We start from the raw sequence: 25,728 nt of genomic DNA, 5'->3' as shown, positions 1-25,728 counted from the left end.
GTGCGTGCGGAAAATTCCATGACCAAGCATATTTTCGTGACGGGTGGCGTCGTCTCTTCATTGGGCAAGGGCCTGACCGCCTCCAGCTTGGGGAGGCTCCTTCGTTCGCGGGGCCTGCACGTGGTCATGCAGAAGCTCGATCCCTACATCAACGTCGACCCCGGCACAATGAACCCCTTCCAGCACGGCGAGGTTTTTGTCACTGAGGATGGTGCGGAGACCGATCTGGATATTGGCCACTACGAGCGCTTCCTCGATGTGAACCTGTCGGGTGCCGCTAATGCGACCACCGGCCAGGTGTATTCCACGGTCATTGCCAAGGAGCGTCGCGGCGAATACCTGGGTGACACGGTTCAGGTTATTCCTCATATCACCGACGAAATCAAGAACGTCATGCGTCGTCAGGCTCAGCCCGATGAGAACGGTGAGCGTCCTGACGTCATCATCACGGAAATTGGTGGAACAGTTGGCGATATCGAATCGCAGCCGTTCCTTGAAGCAGCCCGTCAGGTGCGCCACGACCTCGGCCGCTCGAACGTTGCTTTCGTGCACGTGTCGCTGATTCCTTTCCTGCCCGCAGCCGGCGAACTGAAGACGAAGCCGACGCAGCATTCCGTCAGCGCACTGCGATCAATTGGCATCGCGCCGGACGCGCTCGTGCTGCGCACTGATCGTGCGCTACCCGAGGGAGTCAAGTCGAAGGTCGCTCTCATGTGCGATGTTGACCGCGAAGCGGTCATCGAATGCGCCGACGTTCCTTCCATCTACAACGTGCCGCTGACGCTGCATCGAGAGGGCCTCGACGCCTACCTCGTCCAGCGCCTCGGATTGTCCTTCCGCGACGTCGATTGGAAGGAATGGAAGGAACTTCTGGAGCGCGTGCATTCTCCTAAGCATCGCCTTGAGGTTGCCCTCGTCGGCAAGTACATCGACCTGCACGACGCGTATCTATCGGTGTCTGAGGCGATCAAGCACGGCGGTTTCGCGAACAACGCCCGAGTTGATATTCGCTGGGTTGCGTCGGATACGTGCGAGACACCCGAAGGGGCTGCCCGCGAGCTCGCTGGCGTCGACGCGATTGTCGTCCCTGGAGGCTTCGGCATTCGTGGTATTGAAGGCAAGCTTGGCGCGTTGCGCTGGGCACGCGAGCATCGTGTTCCGACGCTGGGCCTGTGCCTGGGACTGCAGTGCATGGTCATTGAGGCTGCCCGACATCTCGCTGGTATCCCCGGTGCTTCGTCGACCGAAATGGATCCCGACACGATCGAGCCCGTCATTCATACGATGGCCGACCAGCATAAATTCGTTGATGGAGACGGTGATATGGGCGGAACAATGCGACTCGGTGCATACCCCGCACGGCTCGTTCCGAATTCGATTGTTGCCGCAGCCTATGGCACGACCGATGTGAGTGAGCGGCACCGTCACCGTTACGAGGTCAACAATGCCTACCGCGACCGCCTCGAACAGGCAGGCTTGAAGGTTTGCGGAACCTCTCCGGATGGCTCACTTGTTGAGTTCGTCGAGCTTGATTCGGCTCTGCACCCCTACTATGTTGCAACGCAGGCGCATCCGGAGTTTAAGAGTCGTCCGACGCGCCCGCATCCGCTGTTCGCGGGGCTGATTGAAGCTGCGTTGAAGCGTCACGTGGGACGTTACTCATCGCGCTCGGACGAGAAGGAATGAGAGACAACATGCATTTTTTGTCGAGCGAGCAGGTCCGCGCGATCGCTGACCAGCCGACCCCACACAAGGTCGCAGCGAGCGAGGTCGTGTGGAGCGGCCGTATCGTGGACATGGTGGAGGACCGTGTCGTGGTCGTGGAGGGTGAGGAACCCGTTGTCCGTCAATACACCCGCCACCCGGGTGCCGTCGCTGTCGTCGTGATACGCGGCGAGGCCGGTGCCGAGGAAATTCTCCTCGAGCGCCAGTACCGACACCCGGTGCGCGCGTCGCTGTGGGAGATTCCCGCTGGACTGCTTGATATCCCCGGTGAGGATCCTCTGGTTGCAGCCGAGCGTGAACTTGCGGAAGAGGCGGACCTGAGCGCCGGGCGTTGGGACACGCTCGTTGACTTTTACACCTCGCCCGGCGGATCGACGGAGCCTATTCGCGTCTTCTTGGCACGAGACCTCGCACCCACGGGCACGACCTTTGAGCGCGAGGATGAGGAAGCAACCATGGAGTACGCGTGGGTCTCACTGACCGACGCCATGGAATGGGTGCTTGCCGGTCGCCTGCACAATCCTTCGACCGTCATCGGCATCATGGCCGCGCACGCCGCACGAGGCCGTGGCTGGAAAGGCCTCCGAGAGCCGGGGGCGCCCTGGCTTCGTTGATTGTCAGGTAATAGGCCATAAGTCCCTCGACATGTGGGTCGTGTAACACTCTGACACGCTTTTCGCAACGCCTCTTTATCCAAATTAGCGTAGACTTCTTCCCAGAGAAAAGCACGGATTGGGGCGCGCGACTTGCGTGTCGGAGCGGAGGACAGGTGGCCGAAGAAGTAGACGCCACAACTCGTCAGCAGGTGCTCGATCTCATCGTCGAAAAGGGGCCGGTGACGGCCTCGGCGATTGCCAAGGTCCTCGGCCTGACGACGGCGGCCGTGCGCCGCCACATCACGCTGCTGCTGGAGTCCAAGGAGATCGCTGAGCACGAACCCGGTGCGCCCTCCAAGCGGGGGCGCGGGCGCCCCGCGCGTCACTACGTCGCCACCGAGCGGGCACACATCCACCTCGCCGACGGATACTCCGACTTGGCTTCCAAGGCACTGGGATACCTGGGGCAAGTCGGGGGTGAGGAAGCCGTCGAGTCTTTCGCAGCTGCGCGCTCGCGCGAGATCGAGCGCCGTTACGCGCCCATTGTGCGTGACGCGGGATCGGACCCTCGAGTCCGTGCTCAGGCGCTTGCCGACGCGCTTACGCAGGACGGGTACGCCGCGACAGTCCGAGACATTGGAGGTGGCACGCTGGCCGTTCAACTGTGCCAGGGTCACTGCCCAATCCAGAACGTAGCGGGGGACTTCCCCCAGCTGTGCGACGCCGAGACGATTGCCTTTGGCAAGCTGCTCGACGTGCACGTCCAGAGACTTTCCACGCTTGCGGGCGGGGGACACGTGTGCACCACCCACATCCCGGTGGGCATGCCCATCATCCGCCCGGGTGCGAGGAATGTGCGACGCAAGTAGCACACAGGTAAGAACGAGAGGTTGACACAACTATGACGCAGGCACCCGCCGTGGGCGCTGAAGACCGTCGTATGACCGATGACGAGATCATCGAGTCGATTGGCGGTTACGAATACGGTTGGCACGATTCCGACGACTACTCCAAGGATGTCCCCACCGGCATTAATGAAGAAATTGTCCGTTTTATTTCGGATGTCAAGGGCGAGCCGCAGTGGATGCGGGAGCGTCGCCTGAAGGCGCTGGAGCTGTTCGAGCGCAAGCCGATGCCGGCGTGGGGTCCGGACCTCTCCCACGTTGATTTCGACGCTTTCAAGTACTACGTGCGTCCCACGGATCGACAGGTCAATGACTGGGAGGACCTGCCCGAAGAAATCCGTGACACCTACGACCGCCTGGGTATCCCCGAAGCTGAGAAGGCCCGCCTGGTCTCCGGCGTCGCTGCCCAGTACGAGTCCGAGGTCGTCTACCAGCAGATCCAGGAAGACCTCGAGCGCCAGGGCGTCATTTTCACGGATACCGACACCGGTCTGCGTGAGTATCCCGAGATCTTCGAGGAATACTTCGGCAAGTGCGTGCCCGCGGGCGACAACAAGTTCTCCGCGCTGAACACGGCTGCATGGTCGGGTGGTTCCTTCGTGTACGTCCCCAAGGGAGTGCACGTGACCATCCCGCTTCAGGCCTACTTCCGTATCAACACGTCTGCGATGGGCCAGTTCGAGCGCACGCTCATCATTGCCGACGAGGGATCCTACGTCCACTACGTCGAAGGCTGCACCGCCCCGATTTACGACGAGAACTCTCTGCACTCCGGCGTCATTGAAATCTTCGTGAAGAAGGACGCACGCGTTCGCTACACGACAATCCAGAACTGGTCGACGAACGTCCTCAACCTGGTCACCCAGCGCGCTATCGTCGAAGAAGGCGGCACCATGGAATGGGTCGACGGCAACATGGGGGCCGCGATCACCATGAAGTACCCCGCCTGCTTCCTCATGGGCGAGCACGCCCGCGGCGAGACCCTGTCCATCGGCTTCGCTGGCCCCGGCCAGCAGCAGGACACCGGAGCCAAGATGGTGCACATGGCACCCCATACCTCGTCCTCCATCGTGTCGAAGTCCGTCTCGCGCGGCGGTGGCCGCACGTCCTACCGTGGCCTCGTCCAGGTCAATGCGCGTGCCCGTCACTCTAAGTCGAACGTGCTGTGCGATGCCCTGCTGGTGGACAAGATTTCGCGTACCGACACATACCCCTACGTGGATGTGCGCACCGATGACGTTGAGATGGGGCACGAAGCCACCGTCACCAAGGTGAGCGCCGATCAGCTCTTCTACCTCATGAGCCGAGGCCTCGACGAGAACGAGGCCATGGCGACGATCGTGCGTGGCTTCGTTGAGCCGATCGCCAAGGAGCTGCCCATGGAGTACGCCCTCGAGCTCAACCGCCTCATTGAACTGCAGATGGAAGGATCCGTCGGCTGATGACGACCCCCAACACTATTGCCGAGACCATGAACAAGGCCCACTCGCACGGGGGCGGCTCCGAGAAGGCGCACCCCTCGCGCGCCGACCGCCCGACCTCCTTCGAGCTGGACGACATTGCCGTGCCGCACGGCCGCGAAGAGGACTGGCGCTTCACCCCGATGCGTCGCATCGAGCGCCTGTTTGAACCCGCCAACTACGACGCGGGCGATGCCCCCGTCACGGTGGACGCTCCCGCGCCGGTTACCGTCGAGACCGTCGCGCGTGATGACAAGCGCCTGGGCACCGTCCTGGCTCCCGGCGACCGCACCGCCGTCGTCGCTTGGAACGGCTTCGAGCAGGCGACGGTCGTTGAGATCCCGGCCGAAGCCGAGCTGGACGCTCCGGTGCGCATCAACGTTGCTAACGTCGAGGGCACCCGTGCGCAGCACCTCATGATTCGCGCAGGTGCTTTCTCCAAGGCCACCGTCATCCTCTCGCACGCCGGCTCCGCGCAGGCCGCTCTGAACCAGACCGTCGAGGTCGAGACCGGTGATAGCGCGAACCTGACCGTCGTGTCGCTGCAGGAATGGGACGACACTGTCCTGCACGCCTCGAACCAGCGCCTGGCCCTGGGCCGCGACTCTAAACTCACCCACATCGTCGTCACCTTCGGCGGCGACCTTGTGCGTCTGTGCGCGGATACTGATTTCCGCGGTCCTGGCGCTGAGCTGACCATGCTCGGCATTTACTTCGTGGACGGCGGCCAGCACCTCGAGCACCGAGTGTTCGTTGACCACTCCCAGCCCAAGTGCTTCTCGCGCGTCACCTACAAGGGAGCCCTGCAGGGCAAGGACGCACACTCGGTGTGGATCGGCGACTGCCTGATCCGCGAGGCCGCCGACGGCACGGACACCTACGAGCTGAACCGTAACCTCGTGCTCACCGAAGGTGCCAAGGCCGACTCCGTGCCCAACCTCGAGATCGAGAACGGCGAAATTGAAGGTGCGGGCCACGCGTCCGCGACCGGTCGCTTCGACGACGAGCAGCTCTTCTACCTGATGAGCCGTGGCGTCCCGGAGGCCGAGGCCCGCCGCTTGGTCGTGCGCGGCTTCTTCGCCGAGCTGATCAACCAGATTGGCGTCCCCGAGGTGGTCGAGCACCTCATGGCAACCGTTGAGGCCGAGCTGGCCAAGTCCCGTAACAACTGAGTTTTAAGGAATACACATGTCGACTCTGCGCATTAAGGACCTGCACGTCTCCGTCGAGACCGCCGAGGGTCCCAAGGAAATCCTCAAGGGCGTCAACCTCACCATCAACTCCGGCGAAATCCACGCCATCATGGGTCCCAACGGCTCCGGTAAGTCCACCATGGCCTACGCCCTCGCCGGTCACCCCGACTACGAGATCACCTCCGGTGAAGCCTGGCTCGACGATCAGCTCATCACCGACATGAGCGTCGACGAGCGCGCCAAGGCTGGCCTGTTCCTGGCCATGCAGTACCCCGTCGAGGTTGCGGGCGTGTCCGTCTCCAACTTCCTGCGCACCGCCAAGACCGCTATCGATGGCAAGGCTCCCGCCCTGCGTACGTGGGTCAAGGAGATGAAGACCTCCATGGAAAACCTGCGCATGGACCCCGACTTCGCCGAGCGCGACGTCAACGTCGGCTTCTCCGGCGGCGAGAAGAAGCGCCTGGAGATCCTTCAGATGGAGCTGCTCAAGCCCTCCTTCGCCGTCCTCGACGAGACTGACTCCGGCCTTGACGTCGACGCGCTGCGCATCGTCTCCGAGGGCGTCAACCGCGTCCACGGCGAGACCGGCTGCGGCGTCATGCTGATCACGCACTACACCCGCATCCTGCGCTACATCAAGCCCAGCCACGTTCACGTGTTCGTCGACGGCCACGTCGCCGCCCAGGGTGGCCCCGAGCTCGCCGACGAACTCGAAGAGAACGGCTACGACAAGTACCTGGGTCTCTGATACCCGTGTCCAAGGACTTCACCGCCGCCGAGCTCGACGCGATCCGATCAGACTTCCCGATCCTGAGTCGCGTCGGGCGCGGCGGGGCACCCATTGCGTACCTCGATGCGTCGGCGACCTCGCAAAAGCCTGAGGCCGTTATCAACGCCGAGGCTGACTTCTACCGGCGCTCCAACGGTGCCGTCCACAGGGGCACGCACCTGCTGGGTGACGAAGCGACCGACGCCTTCGAGAGCGCGAGGGGCACTCTGGCCTCGTTCGTGGGTGCAAACCCGGACGAGATCGTGTGGACGAAGAACGCCACCGAGGCCATCAACCTGGTCGCCCTATCGATGGGTAACGCGTCCTGCGGCCTGGGCGGGGACGAGGCCGCGCCTATGCGCGTGGGACCCGGCGACCGCATCGTGTGTACGCGCGCCGAGCACCACGCGAACATCGTTCCCTGGCAGCAACTGTGTGCGCGCACGGGCGCTGAACTGGCATGGCTCGACCTGACCCCGGACGGCCGCATCGACCTCGACACCCTGTCGGTCATCACGCCAAATACGCGCCTTGTGGCCTTCACACACGTCTCCAATGTGACGGGTGCCGTCTCCCCGGTCGCCGCCATCACGGCTGCTGCGCGCGCGGTTGGCGCGCTCATCCTGCTGGACACCTGCCAGTCGAGCGCCCACATGGCTCTCGACCTGTCCACGCTGGATGTAGACTTCGCGGTCTTCTCTTCGCACAAGATGCTCGGACCCACGGGCGCGGGTGCGCTGTGGGGGCGGCGAACGCTGCTGGCTGCGATGCCTCCCGTCCTCACGGGCGGCTCCATGATCGAGTGGGTCACCATGGAGGAGTCCACCTTCATGGCACCGCCCGAGCGCTTCGAAGCGGGTTCCCAGCCCGTCGCACAGATCGCAGCCTGGGCTGAGGCGCTGCGCTACCTGGCTGGCCTCGACATGACCCGCGTCGAAGCCCACGAGCATGCGCTCACCCGCATGATGCTCGATGGCCTCTCCTCAATTGACGGCATCACCGTGCTGGGTCCCGCCTCGGACGTGGACCGCATCGGTGTCGTGGCCTTCGCCGTGGACGGCGTACACCCCCACGACGTCGGCCAGTTCATGGACTCGGTGGATGTCGCTGTTCGCGTCGGGCACCACTGCGCGATTCCGCTGCACACCTTCTTCCAGGTGCGCTCCTCGGCGCGCGCATCGGTGGCACCGACGACGACGCCCGAGGAAATTGAGCGTCTGGTGGATGGCTTGTCGAAGGTACGAGCCTTCTTCGGTCGGTAGAATCAGTGCGAGTCGTCGGATCCTTTGAGAAAGGTAGCTATGGGTAGTCTCGAGCAGTTGTATCAGCAGGTGATCTTGGACCATGCGCGTGAAAAGCACGGGGAGGGAGACCCCTCTGGGCAGGACGCGTCCTCTCACCAGGTGAATCCGACATGCGGCGACGAGGTCACTTTGGGCGTCACGCTGGACGGCGACTTCCTTGCATCAATGCAGTGGGATGGCGACGGTTGCTCGATCTCGCGCGCCTCGCTGTCCATGATGACCGACCTGACGGAGGGCAAGTCCGCTGAGGAGATCAGCCGCCTCTATCGGGACATGGAAGTCATGATGCATTCGCGTAACCTGGGCGTCGACGACGAGATCCTCGACGAGCTGGGTGATGCGGCCGCTCTGGAGTCCACGTCTCAGTTCGCGAACCGCGTTAAGTGCGCGCTGCTGGGCTGGTACGCCCTGCGCGACGCGTTGGCCAAGTCCGGTATCGATATTTCCGCCGCGGGCGAGCCCGACGAGCAGTAAAGGAATCGCTATGAATAACCCGATGGCTCAGACTGAGCCTGTCGAGCAGCGCTTCGGCGTGCCCGCCTCGAACGAGACGGCGCAGTCGCCTGAGGCCACCCGTCAGATTGACGGCACCGACGTCATCGAGCAGGGCACCCTCGCTGCTGAGAACGTCCTGGAGGCTCTCAAGGACGTTATCGACCCCGAACTGGGCATCAACATCGTTGACCTGGGTCTGGTCTACGGCGTCGTCATCGGTGCTGAGAACCAGGTACGCCTCGACATGACGCTGACGTCCGCGGCATGCCCGCTGACCGACGTGATCGAGCGCCAGGCGCAGACCATCCTGTCGGGAGTCACCGACGAGGTCCAGATCAACTGGGTGTGGATGCCGCCGTGGGGTCCTGACCGTATCACACCGGATGGTCGTGAGCAGTTGCGCGCAATCGGCTTCAACGTCTGAGATGCCTTTGCGCGCAGTGTCCCCGGAACCGCTCGGTTCCGGGGACACTCGTATGTAATCCCGCGGTCACTGGTCCCGCGCCTCCCGTTCTCTTCTGCGAGCGGCTCCAGTGTCGCGTGTCCCGTTCCCCATGATGGTCCGGTAACCTAATGTGCGTCACGGCATGAAGGAGAGGGGCAAAGCCCATGGAGATTCTCGACAACACCGAGGGCAAACGCCTGGTAGACGCCCTGCGTGCCAACCTCGATGACGAGGCGAAACTGTCGATTATCAGCGCGCACTTCAGCCTGTTCGCCTTTGGAGAGCTGCGCGAGGAGCTTGAACGCCTCGACTCCGTGCGTTTTCTGTTCAGTGAACCGACGTTTATTCAAGACATGGGATGGGTCGTGGGGGCACCGGAGTTTGATATCGCGCGACGTGCGCAGGGGGAGAGAGAAAAAGCGCTCGCTGACTCGTCCCTGGAACTCACGCTGCGCAACAAGCTCAGCCAGCGTGCTCTCGCGCGGGCGTGTGCATCCTGGCTGAGGGAGAAGGTGACGTTCCGCTCCGTGCAGCGCGAGCACATGCTTCAGTTGACGCCCAGTTACATCGTCGAGGACTCCGCCAAGAGTCCCCATCTGTTGACGGGACAGGGTGCCACCTTCACCCTTGAGGGACTGGGAGTTGAGCGTCGTCCGGATACGCTGACGATGATGACCCATTGTGCGGGGGATGAGGCCAAGGCACAGGTTGAATTTCTTATGGCGACATTCGAGTCCGTGTGGGCCGATGATACAAAGACCTGTGATGTCACTGAGCAGATTGCTCACCAGGTGGAGGCTCTCTACACAGAGAATGCTCCTGAGTTCATCTATTTCCTGACCCTGTACCACATCTTTCGGCGGTTCCTCCTGGAGAACCAGGATCACAATCCACGTGAAGATACCGGTTTTTTCGAGTCGGTGATCTGGGGTAAGCTCTACGATTTTCAGAAGGACGCCGTTATCGGGGCGATTCGTAAGTTGGAAAAGTATAACGGCTGCATCATCGCCGACAGCGTTGGCCTGGGCAAGACATTCGAAGCGCTCGCCGTCATTAAGTACTACCAGCAGCTCAACAAGAACGTATTGGTACTGTGTCCGAAGCGCCTGCGTGAGAACTGGACGCTGTGGACGCAGACGAGCGATGAACGTAATCCCTTGGCTGCGGACCGATTCGCCTACAAGGTGTTGAACCACACGGACCTGTCGCGTCGCCGTGGCAAGAGTGGGGACATCGACCTGGAACACCTGCAGTGGGGGACATTCGATCTGGTTGTCATCGATGAGAGCCACAACTTCCGCAATAGGAGTGTGACCGGGGCGAGCACGAATCGTTACACGCGCCTGATGAACGAGGTGATCCGGGCTAACGGACGCACGAAGGTGCTCATGCTGTCGGCGACCCCGATCAATAATCGTCTCACCGACCTGCGTAACCAGATTGAGCTCATTACGGAGGGTCGTGATGATTACCTCGAGAAGACCGATGGCATCGTTTCCATCGATGCGGTGATGCGACTGGCACAAAAGCGCTTCAACCTGTGGAGTTCGCAGGCGCATGGACGTCACACGACGGAGAGCTTCGCCGAGTACGTCAATGCGGACTATTTTGCGCTCCTCGACGCCCTGACGATTGCGCGTAGCCGCAAGCATGTGGCCAAATACTACGGCACCGAGACGGGGACATTCCCCACCCGCCTCACTCCGTGCAATGTCCAGAAGCCCATTGATTCACGCGGCGAGTTGCCTCCCATTGGGCAGCTCTACGATATGATCAGCGATCTGAGTTTCGCCCAGTATCAGCTTCTGTCCTACGTGCGTGAGGATGCGCGGCCTGCCTACGAGGCCGACTACCGCGAGGGCTTCGGCAATGACTTCGGCAGTGAGCTGCATCGTACGAATGCGGTCGCCGCGCTGATGCGTGTCAACCTCCTCAAGCGCATGGAGTCTTCCGTGAGCGCCTTCCGCACGACACTGGACCGCGTGCGCAGTTCTTGCGCCGACATCCTGGATCGACTCGCGGCGCTTGACGCGCGCGATGCTGTCGATTCTGTAGCAGTGGGATACGGGATTGAGGGCCTTGAGGACGGCCTCGATGACCGAGATGCTGAGATGTTCGAGGTCGGGGCGCAGATCCGCGTCGACTTGCGCGATGTGGACCGCGAGGCTCTGTCCGTGGACCTCGTACGCGACATTGCGATTCTCGACGAACTGGTTGGTTACGCCCGGGCAGTGACCCCGGATCGTGATGCCAAGCTCGGCGCGTTACGGACACTGATCGCGGAGAAGACCGGAGCCGGCCAGATTAACTCGGGTAACAGAAAAGTACTCGTCTTCAGCGCTTTCGCTGACACCGTTACCTATCTCTATGACCAGTTGGCACCGGATCTGCAACGGAGCCACGGCCTGACGTGCGCGCAAGTGACAGGCACTCGCAATCGAGTCACGGGAAAGCGCCGGGCGCGTGGTGGCTTCGAGGATATCCTCGGTCGTTTCTCGCCGCGTTCGAAGGAAACCAATGCCCTCGCGGACCGTGAGGGCGAGATCGACATCGTCTTCGCAACGGATTGCATCTCGGAGGGGCAGAACCTCCAGGACTGCGATTGCGTGGTCAATTACGATGTGCACTGGAACCCGGTTCGTCTCGTGCAGCGTTTCGGCCGCGTCGACCGCCTGGGCTCGACGAATGAGCATATCCAGATGGTGACCTTCTGGCCGGACGTCGACCTGGAGTCCTACATCAATCTTGAGTCGCGTGTGAAGTCACGCATGGCTCTGGGCGATGCGAGTGCCTCCGGCGAGGAGAATCTGCTCACCCCGTCGGAGGATATGAACGACCTGGAGTATCGCTCGGATCAGTTGCGCACGCTGCGCAGTGAGACTCTCGACCTCGAAGACATACGGCGGGGAATGTCGATCACGGATTTTGCGTTGGATGATTTCCGAATCGAGTTGGAGCGCTACATGAACGCGAACCCGGGCACACTGGAAGGCGCGCCGACGGGCTTGCACGCGGTCGTGTCAATTCCGGATGACCTGCGCTCTCACGTGAGTCCGGGAGTGATCTTCTGTCTCGAACAGCGTGCAGGTGGTAGTGGTGCCAGCCGTGCAAACGCTCCGCTCTCTCTTATTTACGTGCCGCGGGACGCAGCAGGCGCGCGGACACTATCCAACCCAACGCGTTCCCTGGACCTGCTCAGGCGGCTGTGCGAGGAACACCATGAGCCACTGGATGCCCTGTGCGCGCAATTCAACCGAGCCACACGTGATGGTGAGAACATGAGCGAGTACTCGGCGCTGCTGACCGAGGCCGTCGCAGCGGCGATCAGGCAGGGAGAAGAAGCAACCCTCGAATCGCTGTTCACACCGGGAACGATTGCCCAGGGAGCCTCGTCAGAAGCAGACTTCTCTCTGGTGAGCTTTGTGGTGCTCCTGTGAGCTCCATCGACTGGGGGTCGACACTGGCCCTGCCGCCCGGCGTCCGTCGCTTCGAGCGCACGATTCCCACAGATGTGCTGCTGCGCGAGGTGGACCTGACGCGCACGCAGCGCGAGGGCCTGGGCAAGATTGAGGGGCTGACTCTCCTGGGAGTCGCGCAGGAGACCACGACTTGCATTCCCGCGACAGCCGCGACGAATCGTCGTATCGATGCGGTGTTATTCTTGCGTGCATCCCTCGGAAAGACGCGAGCGTTCGAGTCGACTGCCGCTCTTGTGCACGGCTGCTTCCCGCATCCATCACTCCTGATCCAGGAGAACGCCCGTGGCGATGCCTGTCTGTCTGCAGCGCTCACGTCGCGCCGGAAGCGTGCGACGGGATTGACTGTCGACGCCATGGAGGTGGACAGCAGCATCGGTGTGTGGCGGCGCACGGAGCAGGGGAAGGCCTTCCTGTCCTCGCTGGCTTTCGACACCCTTGATCAGCGTTCGCTGGCTCATGTGATCGAGGACATCATGGCGCGAATCCGCTTGGCTCGTGTCGCTCGCCTTGCTGGCTTCTATCCGGATCCGAGTCTGTGCCGGACCTCGGACGTGGTGGCGTTGATTGAGCGCTTGCTCGAGTGCCAGAGCAGGCAGGATCGACTGCGTGCCCAGTGGAAGGCACACGGAACCACGCAACGAGAACGCCTACAGCTACGAATTCCCCTCAGCGAGGCGATCAATCAGACGAAGACAGCGATCAACGAACTGACGAGGCATTGCGGCCGTTGACGCTCGCTCAGCGCCCCAGCTTCTCGCGCACGACCTGAGCGACTTTACGGCGCAGGATCTTGCCCATCGGGTTGCGCGGCAGCTCCGCGATGAACACGATCTGGCGGGGGAGTGCGTAGTGAGCAATGGACTTTTCGGCCCACTGTCGCACCTGCTCCAGCGTGAGGCGCTGGGCACCTTCCTCCATGATGATAGCGGCGGTGACCTCTTCGGTGGCGTCCGCGACGGGCACACCGACGACGGCGACATCCGCGACGCCCGGTAGTGAGCGGATTGCCGCTTCGACCTGGGAGGGATAGACGTTGAAGCCGCCCGACAGGATCAGTTCCTTCTTGCGGTCGGCCATGGAGATGAAGCCGTCGGCGTTGACGCCGATGTCGCCGGTCTTGAACCAGCCTTCCGACGTGAAGACGCGCGCGGTTTCCTCGGGTGCGTTGAGGTAGCCGTCAAAGACCTGAGGGCCTCGCACGATGATTTCGCCGGGCTGCCCGTCCTCGACGTCGAGAGTATCGTCCTCCAAAGAGACCAGGCGCAGCTGCGTGGAGGGGAAGGGGACGCCAAGCACGCCGTGACGGCGTTTGGCGGACAGAGGAGCGCCGGTGAGTACGGGAGCGGTTTCGGACAGTCCGTATCCTTCGACGATGAGGCCGCCCGTGGTGGCCTCCCAGTCATCCGCGAGCGCGGTCGACAGTGGCATGGCACCGGCTACCGAGTATCGAATGGATGAGAGATCGGTGCCGGTCTCCTTGGCGCGCGCCAGGATGCGTTCGAACATGGGCGGCACGCCCACGAAGAAGGTGACGGGTCGGCGCTTGTGCGCGTCGAGGGCCATCTGTGCGTCAAACTTTGGCAGCAACACCTGGGTGGCTGCCTTACGCACGGACGCACACAGGAAGAAGGTCAGGCCGAAGGCATGGAAGTAGGGGAGTAACGAGAAGAAGGTCTCGGCCCCTTCGTGCAGCTTCCACACCCAGAACATGCACTGGTTGACATTGACACCGATATTGCGGTGGGTGAGGGGCGCGGACTTGGGTACGCCGTTCGTCCCCGACGTGTGCAAGATGACGGCACGGTCACCGGGTGAGGGCAGCGGGTGGTCGGCGTTGATGGGGTTTGACGAGGCCGTGGCGCGGTCCCAGGAGATGGCACCCTTGGGCATGGGACCGCGCAGTTGCGCGCGCATCTGGCGGGCGCGAGGCACCGGCAGGCTCAGGAGGAAACGCTGCGAGGCAGGCATACCGTGCGAAATGTCGACCGTGAACACCGTGTTGAAACGATCCAGGGGAAAGGACTCCACGCACTTTTCCCAGACGATGGCGACCCGGCCACCGTGGCGCTCCAGCTGGCCCGCGATCTCGGCGGCCGGTGCCAGCGGGTTGTGCTGGGCGGCTACCGCTCCGATGCGCATGCACGCGTAGAAGGCGACGAACGCCTGCGGGCAGTTCGGCAGCGAAATCGCCACCGTGTCCCCAGCACGTACCCCGGCCTCGTGCAAGACGCGCGCAGCGCGCAGCACCTGGTCACGAACCTGCGCGTAGGTCGTCGTGGCACCAAAGTAATCGAGCGCCACGCGATCCGGGTACAGGCGGGCCGCGGTGTCGAGCAGCTCGTAGAGGGACGTATCCGGCACGGGCACCTCGTAGGGCACTGCGTCGTAAAAGTCGTGTGCCTGGCTGACGATACTCCGTGTCATGACATCCTCCTGTGATCGGTCTTAACAAGTCTACCGGCGCACACAACGAGGGTCATACGCGGGGAACATCCCACGTGTTGCACGTCGCAATGCTGCCGGAGTCCAGGCCGGTCTGCAGCCACGTCGCGCGCTGCTGCGCGCTGCCGTGCGTCCAGGACTCGGAGTTCGTCGTCCCCTGGTACTTCGTCTGCAGGCGGTCGTCGCCAATGGCCTCGGCCGTCTGGAGGGCACCCATGATCTGGTCGGATGTCGGGGTCTGGAGGTAGGGGGTGCCCGTCGAAGGATCGGGGGTGCTGGACGCCCAGTGCATCCACACGCCCGCATAGCAGTCAGCCTGCAATTCGGAGCGAACACCCGCCCCCTGCGAGCCGGTCTCGCGCGTGTTGTACGTGCGGAAGACACCTTGCAGGTTCTGAATGTGGTGGCCCCACTCGTGGGCGACCACGTACTCCTGTGCGAGCACCGAGTCCGAGGCACCGTACTGAGTCACCATCTCATCAAAGAAACCGAGATCCAGGTACACCGTCGAGTCACCCGGGCAGTAGAAGGGGCCGACCGCGCTCGTCGCCGAGCCGCACGCGGTTGACACACTGTTCGTGAAGATCTGGAAATCGGGGAGTTCGTAGGAAACTCCCGTATGCTGATCGGCCAGCTGAGTCTTCCACACCTCGTCCAGGGACTGCGCGGTGGCCACCATGCGGCACTCCACGCGCTCGTTTGCGTCCGCGCCCGTTTGGCACGTCGACACGTCGACCGACGAGGAGGACGAGGACGACGAGGGGGCCTGGGAGGAGATGAGGCTGGTCAGGTCGATGCCCGTGAGGTAGGAGAACCCCAGGATCAGCAGGACTCCAAGGATTGAGCCGCCACCGGCACCAGCGATCTTCCGGCCAGCGCCGGAGGTACTCACACGCGAAGGATCCAGGTGGATATTGTCGTTGAAACTCATTGGTACTCCTTCTTGTCAGGGACGCCGCCCGGCCTGATAACGGCCCAGCATATCGGAACGGAACGCCTCGAAGCAGCCGTCCTCGATGGAGGCGCGGATAGCGTCCACCAGTCGCAGCGTAAACCACTCGTTGTGGATGGTCGCCAGCGTAGAGGACAGAATCTCCTTCGCCTTGAACAAGTGATGGACGTAGGCGCGCGTGTAATGCGTGCAGGTGTAGCACTCGCAGCCCTCGACGAGGGGTGTGAAATCACGCTTGAAACGCGCATTCGTGATATTGAAGCGCCCATCGGGCGTGTAGATCGCCGCGTTTCGTGCCACTCGCGAGGGGTTAACACAGTCAAAGGTGTCGGCACCGGCTGCTACACCTGCGAAGAGATCCTCGGGCTCGGAGATACCCAGCAGGTGGCGGGGACGGTCCTCACCCAGTTCCTCGCACACCCACGACACGATCGTGCCCAGGTTCTCCTTCTCGAGCGCTCCGCCCACGCCGAAGCCGTCGAAGCGCTGGCCGTCCACCTCCATGTCGGCCATCGTGCGCGCTGCCTGGCGACGTAGGTCCTCCCACTGGGCGCCCTGGATAACGCCCCACAGCTGCTGGTAGGGCTTGTGGGAACGCTCCTGCGTGAGGCGCTTGTGCTCGGCCAGACACCGCGCGGCCCACGCGTGCGTGCGCTCGAGCGACTCGACCTGGTAGCCACGCGGGTGCAGCAGGGACGTCAGCTCGTCGAAAGCGAACATGATATCGGCACCTAGCTGATGCTGAATACCCATCGACACTTCGGGGTTGAAGCGATGCTTCGTGCCATCGATGTGGCTGGAGAACACGACGCCATCGTCATCAACAACAGCATTTGACGCTTTGATCGCCTGCATCTGGACAGCTGGGTCGTTGGGGTCGGCCTTCCCGGAAAACTCCTGGGAGAGAACCTTCTTGAAACCCGCACCCAGAGACAGCACCTGGAAGCCCCCCGAATCCGTGTACGTCGGACCCGCCCAGTTCATGAAAGACGCAAAGCCGCCGGCGTCGTCCACAATGTCGGAACCCGGCTGGAGGTAGAGATGATAGGCGTTGGCCAGGACGGCCTGTGCGCCGAGGCTACGCACCATCTCCGGAGTCAGTGCCTTCACGTTCGCCTTCGTGCCCACGGGAATGAACGCCGGGGTACGGATCACGCCATGCGCGGTGTGGATGACGCCGGTGCGCCCGAGGCCGCGTTCGGCACCCAGGCGAGTGCCGACCTCGAACCCGCGGTCGGGGCAGTGGGTTCCCGACGAGGCCGTGGCGTCGAAGGGCGCACACTCCTCGGGGGAAGGAGCACTCAGCCAGTTCGCGTTCATCGATCAAACACCTCGTCTTTCTTCAAGCCTTCAACGCGGCGGATGGCAGCGATCACGGGATAGGTCACGGGCAGGAGGACGACTTCGAGGAGGACCTTGTAGAAGTAGCCGGTGACCGTGTAGTTAACGAAGTTACCGAACGTCATTTGCCCGTAGAACAGAATCGTGCAGAACAGGATCGTATCCGCAGCCTCACCGACGATCGTCGAGCCGATCAGGCGCGCCCACAAGTGCTTGGTACCCCAGCGACGACGGATCCACACGAGCACGTAGGAGTTGAGGAGCTGCCCGGCCAAGTAACCCGCGAGCGACGCGACAACCGCACGCCATACGACGCCCAGGACTGCCGCGAAAGCCTCCTGGTTCTCGTAGTCGGGTGCCGGAGGCAAATACTGGACGATGAAGAAAGTGAGCGAAGCCAGGAACGAGGCCACGAAGCCCATGACGATGATCCGCCGCGCGCGGGCAAAACCATACACCTCCGAGAGCACATCACCGATGATGTAGGTCAGAGGGAAGAGAATTGCGCCCCCATCGAAAATCAAATAATGGGTGGAAGAACCCACCATAAACGCCTTCGTCGCGGCGATATTAGAAATAAGGAGCAACGCGACGAACGCGACCGAAATGATGTCGAGGGCGCGCGCGGGGCGCGCCGATCCAGACGGGACCGGGCTATCTGACATGGGTAGAATCCTCACAATGCCGAGATGGAATGGTTATATACACCACCCATTGTGCCCGCAATTGCTGCAAGGTGGGCCAACAGGACGGGTCATCGGCCGGGTTGATTCGCCCACAACCGCCCCTCCCTCTACTCTTGGAGCGTGATTAACGTCCAGGACTTCTCTCTGCGAATCGGTGCCCGCGAACTCGTCAACCACGTATCCTTCCGGATCGATAAAGGCATGTGCATCGGCCTCGTCGGACGCAACGGTGCCGGCAAGACCACGACGATGCGTCTCCTCGCCGGAGAAGCCGACCGTGGGGGAGCGGCCGAGTACACCGGCACCATCAGCTCCAACGGCACCGTCGGCTACCTCGCGCAGGACACCCACGTTGGTGACCCGGAGATGAAGGCTCGCGACCGCATCATCTCCGTGCGCGGCATCGACTCGATCATCGCGCGCATTCGCAAGGCCGAGCACGAGATGTCCACGACCGAGGGCGCTCGCCAGCAGCGGGCCATGGAACGCTACGTCAAGCTCGACCAGCAGTTCACCAACTCCGGTGGATGGGCCGCCAACGCCGAGGCCGCGCAAATCGCGCACTCCCTCGGCCTTGAAGACCGCGTCCTCGATCAGAGGCTCGACACGCTCTCGGGCGGTCAGCGCCGCCGCGTCGAACTCGCCCGCGTGCTCTTCTCCAACGCGGATGTGCTCCTCCTCGACGAGCCGACCAACCACCTCGACCACGACTCGATCATGTGGCTGCGCGACTGGATCAAGACCTTCCCCGGCGGCGTCATGATCATCTCCCACGACGTTAAGCTCCTGGGCGACACCGTCAACCAGGTCTTTTACCTGGATGCCAACCGCGCTCACGTCGACATCTATCACCTGGGGTGGGACGCCTACCTCAAGCAGCGCGAGGAAGACGAGCGCCGCCGCCGCAAGGAACGCGCCAACGCCCTGAAGAAAGCCGAACACCTCAAGGCCCAGGGCGAAAAGATGCGTGCCAAGGCCACCAAAGCCGTCGCCGCCCAGCAAATGCTGCGCCGCGCCGAAGAACTCTTCGCCCAGGCGGGAGGGGAGGTCGTCCAAGAAAAGGTCGCGCGCCTGCGCTTCCCCGACCCCGCCCCCTCCGGGCGCGTCCCTCTCACCGCCGAAGGCCTCTCCAAGTCCTACGGCTCCCTCGAAGTCTTCACCGGCGTGGACCTGGCCATCGACCGCGGCTCCAAGGTCGTCGTGCTTGGCCTGAACGGTGCCGGTAAGACGACGCTGCTGCGCCTCCTGTCCGGCATCGAGAAACCCGACTCGGGGCGCGTCGTGCCCGGACACGGCCTCAAACTCGGCTACTACGCCCAGGAACACGAAACCCTCGACGACACTCGGACGATCCGCGAGAACATGGCCGAGGCCGCACCCACCCTCGACGACACACACGTGCGCAACATCCTCGGCCAGTTCCTCTTCCAAGGCGACGACGTCGACAAGCCCGTGTCCGTCCTATCAGGCGGAGAAAAGACCCGACTCGCCCTGGCCACCCTCGTCGTCTCCGGTGCCAACGTCCTGCTCCTCGACGAACCCACCAACAACCTCGATCCCGCCTCACGTGAAGAAATCCTCGCCGCCCTGCGCGACTACGAAGGAGCCGTCATCCTCGTCACTCACGATCCCGGTGCCGTCACCGCCCTCAACCCGCAGCGCGTCCTGCTCCTTCCCGACGCCGACGAGGACCTCTGGGACGACAGCTACCTCGACCTGGTGACGCTCACCTGACCTCATCGCGAGCCGTCGCGTACCCACTAACCGCGCGCGACCCCCTCAGTCCAGGCGCACCCGCCGTGCCCGAAGGCACCCACGACAAAGGCCGGGACTGGAATCAACCAGCCCCGGCCTCGTCGATTGACTCAGAGAACCTTGGAGAAGAACTCCTTGGTGCGATCCTCCTGCGGATTATCGATCACGTCGGCGGGAGTACCCGCCTCGACGATCACGCCGCCGTCCATAAAGACCACCTGATCGGCGACCTCTCGGGCAAACCCGATCTCGTGAGTGACCACGGCCATCGTCATGCCCGACGCCGCCAGATCCTTCATGACCTGAAGAACCTCGCCGACCAGCTCGGGGTCGAGCGCGGACGTCGGCTCATCGAACAGCATGATCTCCGGATCCATGGCCAGCGCGCGAGCAATCGCGACGCGCTGCTGCTGGCCACCCGAGAGCTCAGCGGGGTAGTGGTCCGCGCGATCCGCCAGCCCCACCCGTTCGAGCAGCTCAAGAGCCTGTGCGCGGGCCTCCTTCTTCGAACGCTTGAGCACCTGAACCGGCGCCTCCATGACGTTCTCCAGAGCCGTCATATGCGGGAAGAGATTGAAGCGCTGAAACACCATGCCAATGTGGGAGCGCTGCGCCGCAATCACCCTGTCACGGCGCTCGTGCAGGACACCCTTGGAATCCACACGGTAGCCCAGCAGGTGGCCATCGACGTACACACGGCCCGCACTGATGTCCTCCAGCATGTTCAGACAGCGCAGCAGGGTGGACTTACCCGAACCCGAGGGACCCAGGATGACGCACACCTCACCGGCAGCAATATCCAGATCGATGCCGCGCAGCACGTGCAGATCACCGAAAAACTTATGGACTCCGCGCACCGCCACCATGGGCGTCTCGCCGGTTACCGTCTCCAGATCCGTACCCGTCATGGTGTCACATCCATAAACTTGAGCTTGCCATTCATCTCTTCGTCCTCATCCGAGGCCGTGTCGCCCGAGGCGCTCTGCCCGCCCGTGTTATCGCGCCGCTCGAAGCCCTTCGCGAAGTGCTTCTCGATGATCGATTGGATCCACATGAGCAGACTCGTGATCACCAGGTACCAGATCGCCGCGGCGATCAGGAGAGGCACCGGGGCAAACGTCGCCTGGCCACGCTGACGTGCGATGAACGTCAGCTCCAGCGTGAAGGGAATCGCTGAGACGAGCGACGTGGTCTTGAGCATCGAAATCGTCTCGTTGCCGATCGGCGGCACGATCACGCGCATCGCCTGTGGCAGGATAATCCTGCGGAAGATCGTCGCCCGCGGCATGCCCAGGGCTGTCGCCGCCTCCCACTGGCCCTTCGAGACGCTCAGCAGACCGGCACGCATGATCTCTGCCAGGTACGCGCCCTCATTCAGACCCAGACCCAGGAACGCCATCCAGAACGGCGTGAAGTAGGTGGCCGTATCGAAGCTGACCTCCCAGCCGAACATCGAACCGAGGAACGGAACGCCAAACGACAGCGACGGGTAGAGCGTGGGCAGCAGGGACCAGAAGATCAGCTGCGTGTAGATAGGCGTACCCCGGAAGAACCAGATGTAGGCCATCGCCACCCAGCGCAACACCGGGTTGACCGACTGACGCATAATCGCCATCGTGATCGCCAGCACCGTGCCGATCACCATTGCGAGAACCGTCAGAATGATCGTGAAGGCCACGCCCTGCATGAGGGACTGGGAGAACAGCCACTGGAACACGACGTTCCACTGGTAGTTCTTGTTGGTGACCAGGCCGTGGATGGCCATCGCCGCGAGGATCGCGACGATGATCGCGCTGACCCACCTCCCCGGCTTGGGAACGGGTTTGGCGTTGATGAGTTCAACGCCGTCTTTCATGGTGTCCATACAAACCTCATTCGGTGGTAGCCGGGTTGAGATCAGCCGTCGTCAGAGCGGCGTCCTGCGCGCCGTAATGGCCCAGGATGTCCTTCAGATAGCCGTTGTCCATCAGGTACTGCATGGCCTTCTGGACCGCCTCGGTCAGCTGGGCGTCGTTCTTGTTGACGGCGATGCCCTGGGGAGCGGACTCGACGACCTCGCCTACCTGCTCCATCTGGCCGCCTGAGAGAGTGACGGTGTAGCCGATGACCGTGGAGTCAGCGAAGGTCGCATCGTACTGCCCTCCGGTGACCTTGGGTGTGATGTCGGTCTGCTGGTCGTGCGGCATGATCGTGATCTTGTCCAAGCCGTCGGCCACGCACTGTGCCGACAGTTCGGTTGCGTAGTCTTCCTGCGCGGTTCCGGTCTGGACGCCGATGGTGGTTCCGCACGGGTTGGTCGGGTCGAAGTTCTTGGGGTTGCCCGCGGCGACACCGAAGGCGGAACCGACCTCGACGTAGGAAATCATGTTGGTCTGTGCTTCACGCTCGGAAGTGATCGTAAAGGAGGAAATACCCACGTCGAACTTGGTGCCCAGCGCGGGAATAATCGTGGGGAACTCCGCGTGGTTTGTGGTGCCGTCGTTCAGACCCATCACCTTAGCGAGCGCCTTGTTGATATCCACGTCGTAGCCCTGCGCGGTCTGCAGATCGTCGGCCAGGAACTCTGCCGGCGCGTAGTCGGCCGAGGCGCCATTGCGCAGGATGCCTCGTGCCTTGACCTCAGCGGGGACCAGGGCGGCGATCTCTTCGTTCGTGGGGATTTGGGAGACGTCGTACGAGGTCGTGGCCGCGCTCGTGCCGGCCGCGCTCGCGCCGGCGTTCGATCCATTGGAGGACGAGGTCGGGTCCGCGCAGGCGGCCAGGGGCAGTACTGCTGCGGCCGCGAGTGCGATGAGAGCGTGTGCCTTCGTGATGGTCATGATGTGCCTTCCGATGGGATGGGGGCCGTGTGCCCGCTGTTGCTATCATTATGCACCTATATGCATAACAATGCATATTATGCGTTGAGTGTCACGTCGTCAGCCGACCGATGGATTGAGCTGGGCGGTGGTAAGTGCCGCGCTGTCTGCGCCGTAGTGAGCCAGGATATCCTTCAGGTAGCCATTATCCATGAGGTACTGCATAGCCTTCTGGACTGCCTCGGTCAGCTCTGCGTCATCCTTGTTGATGGCGATCCCCTGGGGGGCGGATTCAAACGTCTCTCCGAGTTGTTCGATCTTGCCATCTGAACCTGCAGCGGTGTAGCCAATCACGGTCGAATCGGCCAGGGTGGCGTCGTACTGGCCGCTGATGATCTTCGTGGCAATATCGGTCTGCAGCTCGTGTGGCATGACGGTGATCTTCTCCTTTCCGTCAGCTTCGCACTGCTTCGACAGCTCTTCCGCATAGGTTTCCTGTGCGGTGCCTGTTTGAACGGCGACGGTCGTGCCGCAGGGGTTGGAGGTGTCGAAGTTCTTCGGGTTGCCGGTCGCGACGCCCCATGCGGATCCCACATTCAGGTAGGAGACCATGTTGACCTGTTGCTCTCGCTCCGAGGTGATCGTGAAGGAGGAGAGGCCGACATCGAACTTCGTGCCAAGGGCGGGGATAATCGTGGGGAATTCGGCGTGATGCGTGCTGCCCTCCTTGAGGCCCATCACCTTGGCCAGTGCCTTGTTGATGTCGATGTCGTAGCCGACGGGGGTTTGTCCGTCGGTGGCCATGTACTCGGCCGGAGCGTAACCCGTCGAAGCGCCGTTGCGCAGTGTTCCCCGTTTCTTGACATCCTCCGGAACCAGCGCGGCGATGTCGGCGTCGGTGGGGATCTGGGAGAAATCGTAGGCCGTGGTGTTCGATGAGGCAGCGACGTTGCTCTGCGCGCCGCTTGTCGAGTTTGTCATCGGGTCGGCGCAGGCGGTGAGAGCGACCGCCGTCGTCGCCATGGTTAGGGCTGCGAGAATCTTCGTTGTGTGCATGGTTATGTTCCTTGGTATCTGTATTGCTGGCGGTCAGTGATACTGTTTATGCAAACAGACGCATACTATGCATGTCCATCGGGTCTCACATCCTGGATGCAAAAGTGGGCGAGCACATAGTGCTCGCCCACTTGACTGTGTGACTCAGTTGCCGCGCAGTCCGCGCCTCGACGTGCCGCGGACCCTCAGCGGATCGATGCCTTTAGGGATCGGCGGCTCGCCCGAACGTAGTGCATTGATGCGCGCTGACACCTGGGGGACCTCCTCGGGCGTGAGGACATTCTTTAGCTTACGCAGCGCGCTCTGCAGGTCCTTGAGGGGAATCTGCCCCTCGTCGCGGCCAACCTGGATCTGGTGGACGGGAACGTTACGCATGATCTTGGTGATGCGCTTGGACTCTGCGGACAGCAGCGGGCGCACACGAGAGGCCGGACCCTCAGAGATGAGAACGACGCCGGGGCGACCGACGATGCGCCACACAAGATCCTGTTCGCGCGTGAAAGCGACGGGCTGCTCGGGGATAATCCAGCCGCGCTGAATCTGCGAGAGTGCAACCTTGACGGCACCGGTGGTTTCCTCGACCTGTGCGTACAGCGCGCGGCGTGCCAGGAAGCTGAGAAGGGCAAGTGCCGCGGTGATGGACCCCATGATGCCGACAATGAGCCAGCCAATCCAGGAGGTGTTCGTCAGGAACGCCAACAGCATGAACGCGGCGATGACGAGTGCGGCGGTTCCCAGGAGCATCCACGGGAGTGCCGGATATGTGCGTGCGGTCAGTCGGTATGCGTCGAGGATGTTCTGATAGAAGCGCCTCTTCGCGGGGGGATTCTTTTCACTCATAGCATCTCCATTCTACGTGCATACACCCTGAGAAAGTCCACGCGTCCGACCTGGCACTATGTGAGATGAGTTGCATCACATTCTGCGAATTTAGACAATATCACCATGAATATAGGCGGATACGAGATCGGTCAGGTGTTCCACGTCGGCGCGCGCGGCCCCCTGTGGAGGACGCGTTCGAGTGACGGTGAAGCGCTTCTTGCCCTGCGCTCCTCCGACGATGGGGAGCGTTTGCTCGACCGGTGGAAGGCGTGGGCGTCTGTTTCCTCCCGGCACGTCGTTGCCCTGCGTGACGTCGTGCGCTCAGATGATGGGCGGTGGGCCATCGTTCAGGACTTCGTTCCCGGACGTCCACTCGATGTTGAGATTGGATCAGCCGACCTACGTCCGAAGGCTACGCGACGTCAGATTGTCGAAGGGATCGCCGCCGGCATGAGCGCCCTGCACGGCGCAGGTATCGTGCATGGAGACCTGACGCCCGCGAACATCATCGTGACGCCACAAGGACGAGCGGTCATTATCGACATGATCGATGAGATCGGGCCTGGAGCGGGAACTCCCGGGTGGAGCCTCGAGACATCGGGTATGGAGGGGGATCGGCAGTGCCTGCGCCGCATCGCGTCGCTCCTTCAGATGGACGAGGTCCTGGCTGAGTTGGGCTTCGACGAGCTGGCTGCGACCGTCGGATCGGGAGCAACGCCGCTTGTCTGTGACCCGGTAGAGCACGTGATTGCGCGCGAACCCATCGACCCTGAACGAGTGATTGCCGACCTACGAGCGGCAGCCCTGCGTGAGGACACACTCACCGAGGACGAGGTGCGCGCGTCGCACATGCGGCGCGGCGCTGCATCCTCGGACAGCTCTCGGTCTCCTCACCGTAAAGGATTGGCCGCGTTGATCGTCACGTGCTCCGTCATTGTTGCCTTGGGAGCGACGGTTGCCGTGTACGGGGCTTGGACATCCGCGCGAATGTCGCAGCCTTCGCAGGTGCCACCTGCCACGACGCCGACCGAAGACACGCCAGTCGGACTCTGCGATCCCACGGCTGCCGCCGACCTCATCAATTCAGCGATCCAGGCGCGCGACCAAGCGATGAAAGACGGGGATGCGTCAACGCTTGATGCCGTACTCGGCGGTGAACTGCTCACGGAAGACGCTCAGCGCATCGAGGATATGCGCGCAGGCGGCGTGCAGGTGCGCGCCCTGTCGTCAAGCGTCCAGAACGTCGCCATCGTCTCATGCGAACCCGATGCTGTAGACGCGCGCGTGACCCTGCTCGTATCGGAAGCCGAAACGTGCACGGCCAGTGGCTGCAACCTGTATGGTGCGCCGTATTCCACCTACCTGGACGTGCGTGTTGATCCGATCTCGGGCAAGGTCGTCTCCGCGACGCTCACACACGCGTCGACTGAGGATGCCACGCAGTCGGGCAAGTAGACGCATTGTGGTGCATGTGCTGATGGGGTGGGTCCGCGGACCCACCCCAT

22 protein-coding genes are annotated in these 25,728 nt (G+C 62.5%); 13 read left to right on the top strand and 9 right to left on the bottom strand.

The genetic code is table 11. The features are described from left to right. Positions 1-18 precede the first annotated feature (18 nt). The 11 genes from HMPREF1136_RS09080 (at position 19) to HMPREF1136_RS09030 (ending at position 13,102) form a co-directional block, all read left to right on the top strand. The gene (locus HMPREF1136_RS09080) at positions 19-1,686 is read left to right on the top strand and encodes a CTP synthase (RefSeq protein WP_009649022.1); all 1,668 of its coding nucleotides are present in this window, start codon (positions 19-21) and stop codon (positions 1,684-1,686) included. Positions 1,687-1,694: 8 nt separating this feature from the next. Next, on the top strand, positions 1,695-2,339 hold the full coding sequence (locus HMPREF1136_RS09075; protein ID WP_009649023.1) for an NUDIX domain-containing protein: 645 nt from the start codon (positions 1,695-1,697) through the stop codon (positions 2,337-2,339). A gap of 155 nt (positions 2,340-2,494) precedes the next feature. Continuing rightward, positions 2,495-3,190, top strand: a complete 696-nt coding sequence (locus HMPREF1136_RS09070; protein ID WP_009649042.1) for a helix-turn-helix transcriptional regulator — start codon at positions 2,495-2,497, stop codon at positions 3,188-3,190. A 32-nt stretch (positions 3,191-3,222) separates the two neighbouring features. Then, complete coding sequence (gene sufB, locus HMPREF1136_RS09065) at positions 3,223-4,668, top strand: Fe-S cluster assembly protein SufB (RefSeq protein ID WP_009649054.1); 1,446 nt, start codon at positions 3,223-3,225, stop codon at positions 4,666-4,668. Further along, positions 4,668-5,858 (top strand): Fe-S cluster assembly protein SufD, encoded by a 1,191-nt coding sequence (gene sufD, locus HMPREF1136_RS09060; protein ID WP_009649048.1) that lies wholly within the window; start codon positions 4,668-4,670, stop codon positions 5,856-5,858. The genes sufB and sufD overlap by 1 nt, the downstream gene beginning before the upstream one ends. A gap of 16 nt (positions 5,859-5,874) precedes the next feature. After that, on the top strand, positions 5,875-6,627 hold the full coding sequence (gene sufC / locus HMPREF1136_RS09055; RefSeq protein WP_009649021.1) for a Fe-S cluster assembly ATPase SufC: 753 nt from the start codon (positions 5,875-5,877) through the stop codon (positions 6,625-6,627). Positions 6,628-6,632: 5 nt separating this feature from the next. Continuing rightward, the gene (locus HMPREF1136_RS09050; protein WP_009649052.1) at positions 6,633-7,910 is read left to right on the top strand and encodes a SufS family cysteine desulfurase; all 1,278 of its coding nucleotides are present in this window, start codon (positions 6,633-6,635) and stop codon (positions 7,908-7,910) included. A gap of 39 nt (positions 7,911-7,949) precedes the next feature. Next, positions 7,950-8,426: a Fe-S cluster assembly sulfur transfer protein SufU gene (sufU, locus tag HMPREF1136_RS09045; RefSeq protein WP_009649025.1), complete on the top strand. Its 477-nt coding sequence runs from the start codon at positions 7,950-7,952 to the stop codon at positions 8,424-8,426. 10 nt (positions 8,427-8,436) lie between these two features. After that, a complete protein-coding gene (locus HMPREF1136_RS09040) occupies positions 8,437-8,871 on the top strand; it encodes a metal-sulfur cluster assembly factor (protein ID WP_009649060.1) in 435 nt (144 codons plus the stop codon). Between the two features lie 185 nt (positions 8,872-9,056). Then, positions 9,057-12,329 (top strand): helicase-related protein, encoded by a 3,273-nt coding sequence (locus tag HMPREF1136_RS09035; protein ID WP_009649013.1) that lies wholly within the window; start codon positions 9,057-9,059, stop codon positions 12,327-12,329. After that, positions 12,326-13,102, top strand: a complete 777-nt coding sequence (locus HMPREF1136_RS09030) for a DUF4391 domain-containing protein (RefSeq protein ID WP_009649036.1) — start codon at positions 12,326-12,328, stop codon at positions 13,100-13,102. The genes HMPREF1136_RS09035 and HMPREF1136_RS09030 overlap by 4 nt, the downstream gene beginning before the upstream one ends. 7 nt (positions 13,103-13,109) lie before the next feature. Here the strand turns inward: HMPREF1136_RS09030 and HMPREF1136_RS09025 are convergent, their stop codons facing one another. Genes HMPREF1136_RS09025 through HMPREF1136_RS09010 form a run of 4 tightly spaced genes read right to left on the bottom strand, consistent with a single transcriptional unit; the run spans position 13,110 to position 17,771 of the window. Then, positions 13,110-14,795 carry an AMP-binding protein gene (locus HMPREF1136_RS09025; RefSeq protein ID WP_009649015.1) on the bottom strand — a complete coding sequence of 562 codons (1,686 nt, stop codon included), beginning with the start codon at positions 14,793-14,795 and terminating at the stop codon, positions 13,110-13,112. Positions 14,796-14,847: 52 nt separating this feature from the next. Next, the gene (ypfJ, locus tag HMPREF1136_RS09020) at positions 14,848-15,744 is read right to left on the bottom strand and encodes a KPN_02809 family neutral zinc metallopeptidase (RefSeq protein WP_009649012.1); all 897 of its coding nucleotides are present in this window, start codon (positions 15,742-15,744) and stop codon (positions 14,848-14,850) included. Between the two features lie 15 nt (positions 15,745-15,759). Next, positions 15,760-17,085, bottom strand: coding sequence for a tRNA guanosine(34) transglycosylase Tgt (gene tgt, locus HMPREF1136_RS09015; protein ID WP_009649026.1), 1,326 nt, complete (start codon positions 17,083-17,085; stop codon positions 15,760-15,762). Beyond that, positions 17,082-17,771 (bottom strand): queuosine precursor transporter, encoded by a 690-nt coding sequence (locus tag HMPREF1136_RS09010; RefSeq protein ID WP_009649030.1) that lies wholly within the window; start codon positions 17,769-17,771, stop codon positions 17,082-17,084. Before HMPREF1136_RS09010 ends, tgt begins: the two co-directional genes overlap by 4 nt. Before the next feature lie 141 nt (positions 17,772-17,912). Between HMPREF1136_RS09010 and HMPREF1136_RS09005 the strand changes: the two genes are divergently transcribed. Then, positions 17,913-19,526 (top strand): ABC-F family ATP-binding cassette domain-containing protein, encoded by a 1,614-nt coding sequence (locus HMPREF1136_RS09005; protein ID WP_034505645.1) that lies wholly within the window; start codon positions 17,913-17,915, stop codon positions 19,524-19,526. A gap of 131 nt (positions 19,527-19,657) precedes the next feature. Here the strand turns inward: HMPREF1136_RS09005 and HMPREF1136_RS09000 are convergent, their stop codons facing one another. The 5 genes from HMPREF1136_RS09000 to HMPREF1136_RS08980 all read right to left on the bottom strand — a co-directional run bounded on the left by HMPREF1136_RS09000 (position 19,658) and on the right by HMPREF1136_RS08980 (position 24,241). Continuing rightward, complete coding sequence (locus HMPREF1136_RS09000) at positions 19,658-20,455, bottom strand: amino acid ABC transporter ATP-binding protein (RefSeq protein ID WP_009649007.1); 798 nt, start codon at positions 20,453-20,455, stop codon at positions 19,658-19,660. Further along, the gene (locus tag HMPREF1136_RS08995; RefSeq protein WP_009649033.1) at positions 20,452-21,411 is read right to left on the bottom strand and encodes an amino acid ABC transporter permease; all 960 of its coding nucleotides are present in this window, start codon (positions 21,409-21,411) and stop codon (positions 20,452-20,454) included. The genes HMPREF1136_RS09000 and HMPREF1136_RS08995 overlap by 4 nt, the downstream gene beginning before the upstream one ends. A 7-nt stretch (positions 21,412-21,418) precedes the next feature. Continuing rightward, the gene (locus HMPREF1136_RS08990; protein WP_009649032.1) at positions 21,419-22,366 is read right to left on the bottom strand and encodes an ABC transporter substrate-binding protein; all 948 of its coding nucleotides are present in this window, start codon (positions 22,364-22,366) and stop codon (positions 21,419-21,421) included. A gap of 99 nt (positions 22,367-22,465) precedes the next feature. Next, positions 22,466-23,401 carry an ABC transporter substrate-binding protein gene (locus tag HMPREF1136_RS08985; protein WP_009649024.1) on the bottom strand — a complete coding sequence of 312 codons (936 nt, stop codon included), beginning with the start codon at positions 23,399-23,401 and terminating at the stop codon, positions 22,466-22,468. A 144-nt stretch (positions 23,402-23,545) separates the two neighbouring features. After that, positions 23,546-24,241: a DUF4191 domain-containing protein gene (locus tag HMPREF1136_RS08980; RefSeq protein WP_009649053.1), complete on the bottom strand. Its 696-nt coding sequence runs from the start codon at positions 24,239-24,241 to the stop codon at positions 23,546-23,548. A 105-nt stretch (positions 24,242-24,346) separates the two neighbouring features. On the opposite strand from HMPREF1136_RS08980, the gene HMPREF1136_RS08975 reads away from it, so the two are divergent. Further along, positions 24,347-25,678, top strand: coding sequence for a protein kinase domain-containing protein (locus HMPREF1136_RS08975; RefSeq protein WP_009649028.1), 1,332 nt, complete (start codon positions 24,347-24,349; stop codon positions 25,676-25,678). The last annotated feature ends 50 nt before the right edge of the window (positions 25,679-25,728 follow it).

Origin of the sequence: Actinomyces sp. ICM47 (genome assembly GCF_000278725.1) — a bacterium.
In the GTDB taxonomy this organism is placed as follows: domain Bacteria; phylum Actinomycetota; class Actinomycetes; order Actinomycetales; family Actinomycetaceae; genus Pauljensenia.
The sequence above is the reverse complement of the archived record's forward strand: the minus strand, read 5'-3'. Positions and strand labels throughout refer to the sequence as shown.

Excerpts from the sequence above, each read along its gene's own strand:
- HMPREF1136_RS09080 (WP_009649022.1), top strand. The coding sequence starts at position 19 with ATGACCAAGCATATTTTCGTGACGGGTGGCGTCGTCTCTTCATTGGGC.
- HMPREF1136_RS09075 (WP_009649023.1), top strand. The coding sequence starts at position 1,695 with ATGCATTTTTTGTCGAGCGAGCAGGTCCGCGCGATCGCTGACCAGCCG.
- sufB (WP_009649054.1), top strand. The coding sequence starts at position 3,223 with ATGACGCAGGCACCCGCCGTGGGCGCTGAAGACCGTCGTATGACCGAT.
- sufD (WP_009649048.1), top strand. The coding sequence starts at position 4,668 with ATGACGACCCCCAACACTATTGCCGAGACCATGAACAAGGCCCACTCG.
- sufC (WP_009649021.1), top strand. The coding sequence starts at position 5,875 with ATGTCGACTCTGCGCATTAAGGACCTGCACGTCTCCGTCGAGACCGCC.
- sufU (WP_009649025.1), top strand. The coding sequence starts at position 7,950 with ATGGGTAGTCTCGAGCAGTTGTATCAGCAGGTGATCTTGGACCATGCG.
- HMPREF1136_RS09040 (WP_009649060.1), top strand. The coding sequence starts at position 8,437 with ATGAATAACCCGATGGCTCAGACTGAGCCTGTCGAGCAGCGCTTCGGC.
- HMPREF1136_RS09035 (WP_009649013.1), top strand. The coding sequence starts at position 9,057 with ATGGAGATTCTCGACAACACCGAGGGCAAACGCCTGGTAGACGCCCTG.
- HMPREF1136_RS09025 (WP_009649015.1), bottom strand. The coding sequence starts at position 14,795 with ATGACACGGAGTATCGTCAGCCAGGCACACGACTTTTACGACGCAGTG.
- ypfJ (WP_009649012.1), bottom strand. The coding sequence starts at position 15,744 with ATGAGTTTCAACGACAATATCCACCTGGATCCTTCGCGTGTGAGTACC.
- tgt (WP_009649026.1), bottom strand. The coding sequence starts at position 17,085 with ATGAACGCGAACTGGCTGAGTGCTCCTTCCCCCGAGGAGTGTGCGCCC.
- HMPREF1136_RS09010 (WP_009649030.1), bottom strand. The coding sequence starts at position 17,771 with ATGTCAGATAGCCCGGTCCCGTCTGGATCGGCGCGCCCCGCGCGCGCC.
- HMPREF1136_RS09000 (WP_009649007.1), bottom strand. The coding sequence starts at position 20,455 with ATGACGGGTACGGATCTGGAGACGGTAACCGGCGAGACGCCCATGGTG.
- HMPREF1136_RS08995 (WP_009649033.1), bottom strand. The coding sequence starts at position 21,411 with ATGGACACCATGAAAGACGGCGTTGAACTCATCAACGCCAAACCCGTT.
- HMPREF1136_RS08990 (WP_009649032.1), bottom strand. The coding sequence starts at position 22,366 with ATGACCATCACGAAGGCACACGCTCTCATCGCACTCGCGGCCGCAGCA.
- HMPREF1136_RS08985 (WP_009649024.1), bottom strand. The coding sequence starts at position 23,401 with ATGCACACAACGAAGATTCTCGCAGCCCTAACCATGGCGACGACGGCG.
- HMPREF1136_RS08980 (WP_009649053.1), bottom strand. The coding sequence starts at position 24,241 with ATGAGTGAAAAGAATCCCCCCGCGAAGAGGCGCTTCTATCAGAACATC.
- HMPREF1136_RS08975 (WP_009649028.1), top strand. The coding sequence starts at position 24,347 with ATGAATATAGGCGGATACGAGATCGGTCAGGTGTTCCACGTCGGCGCG.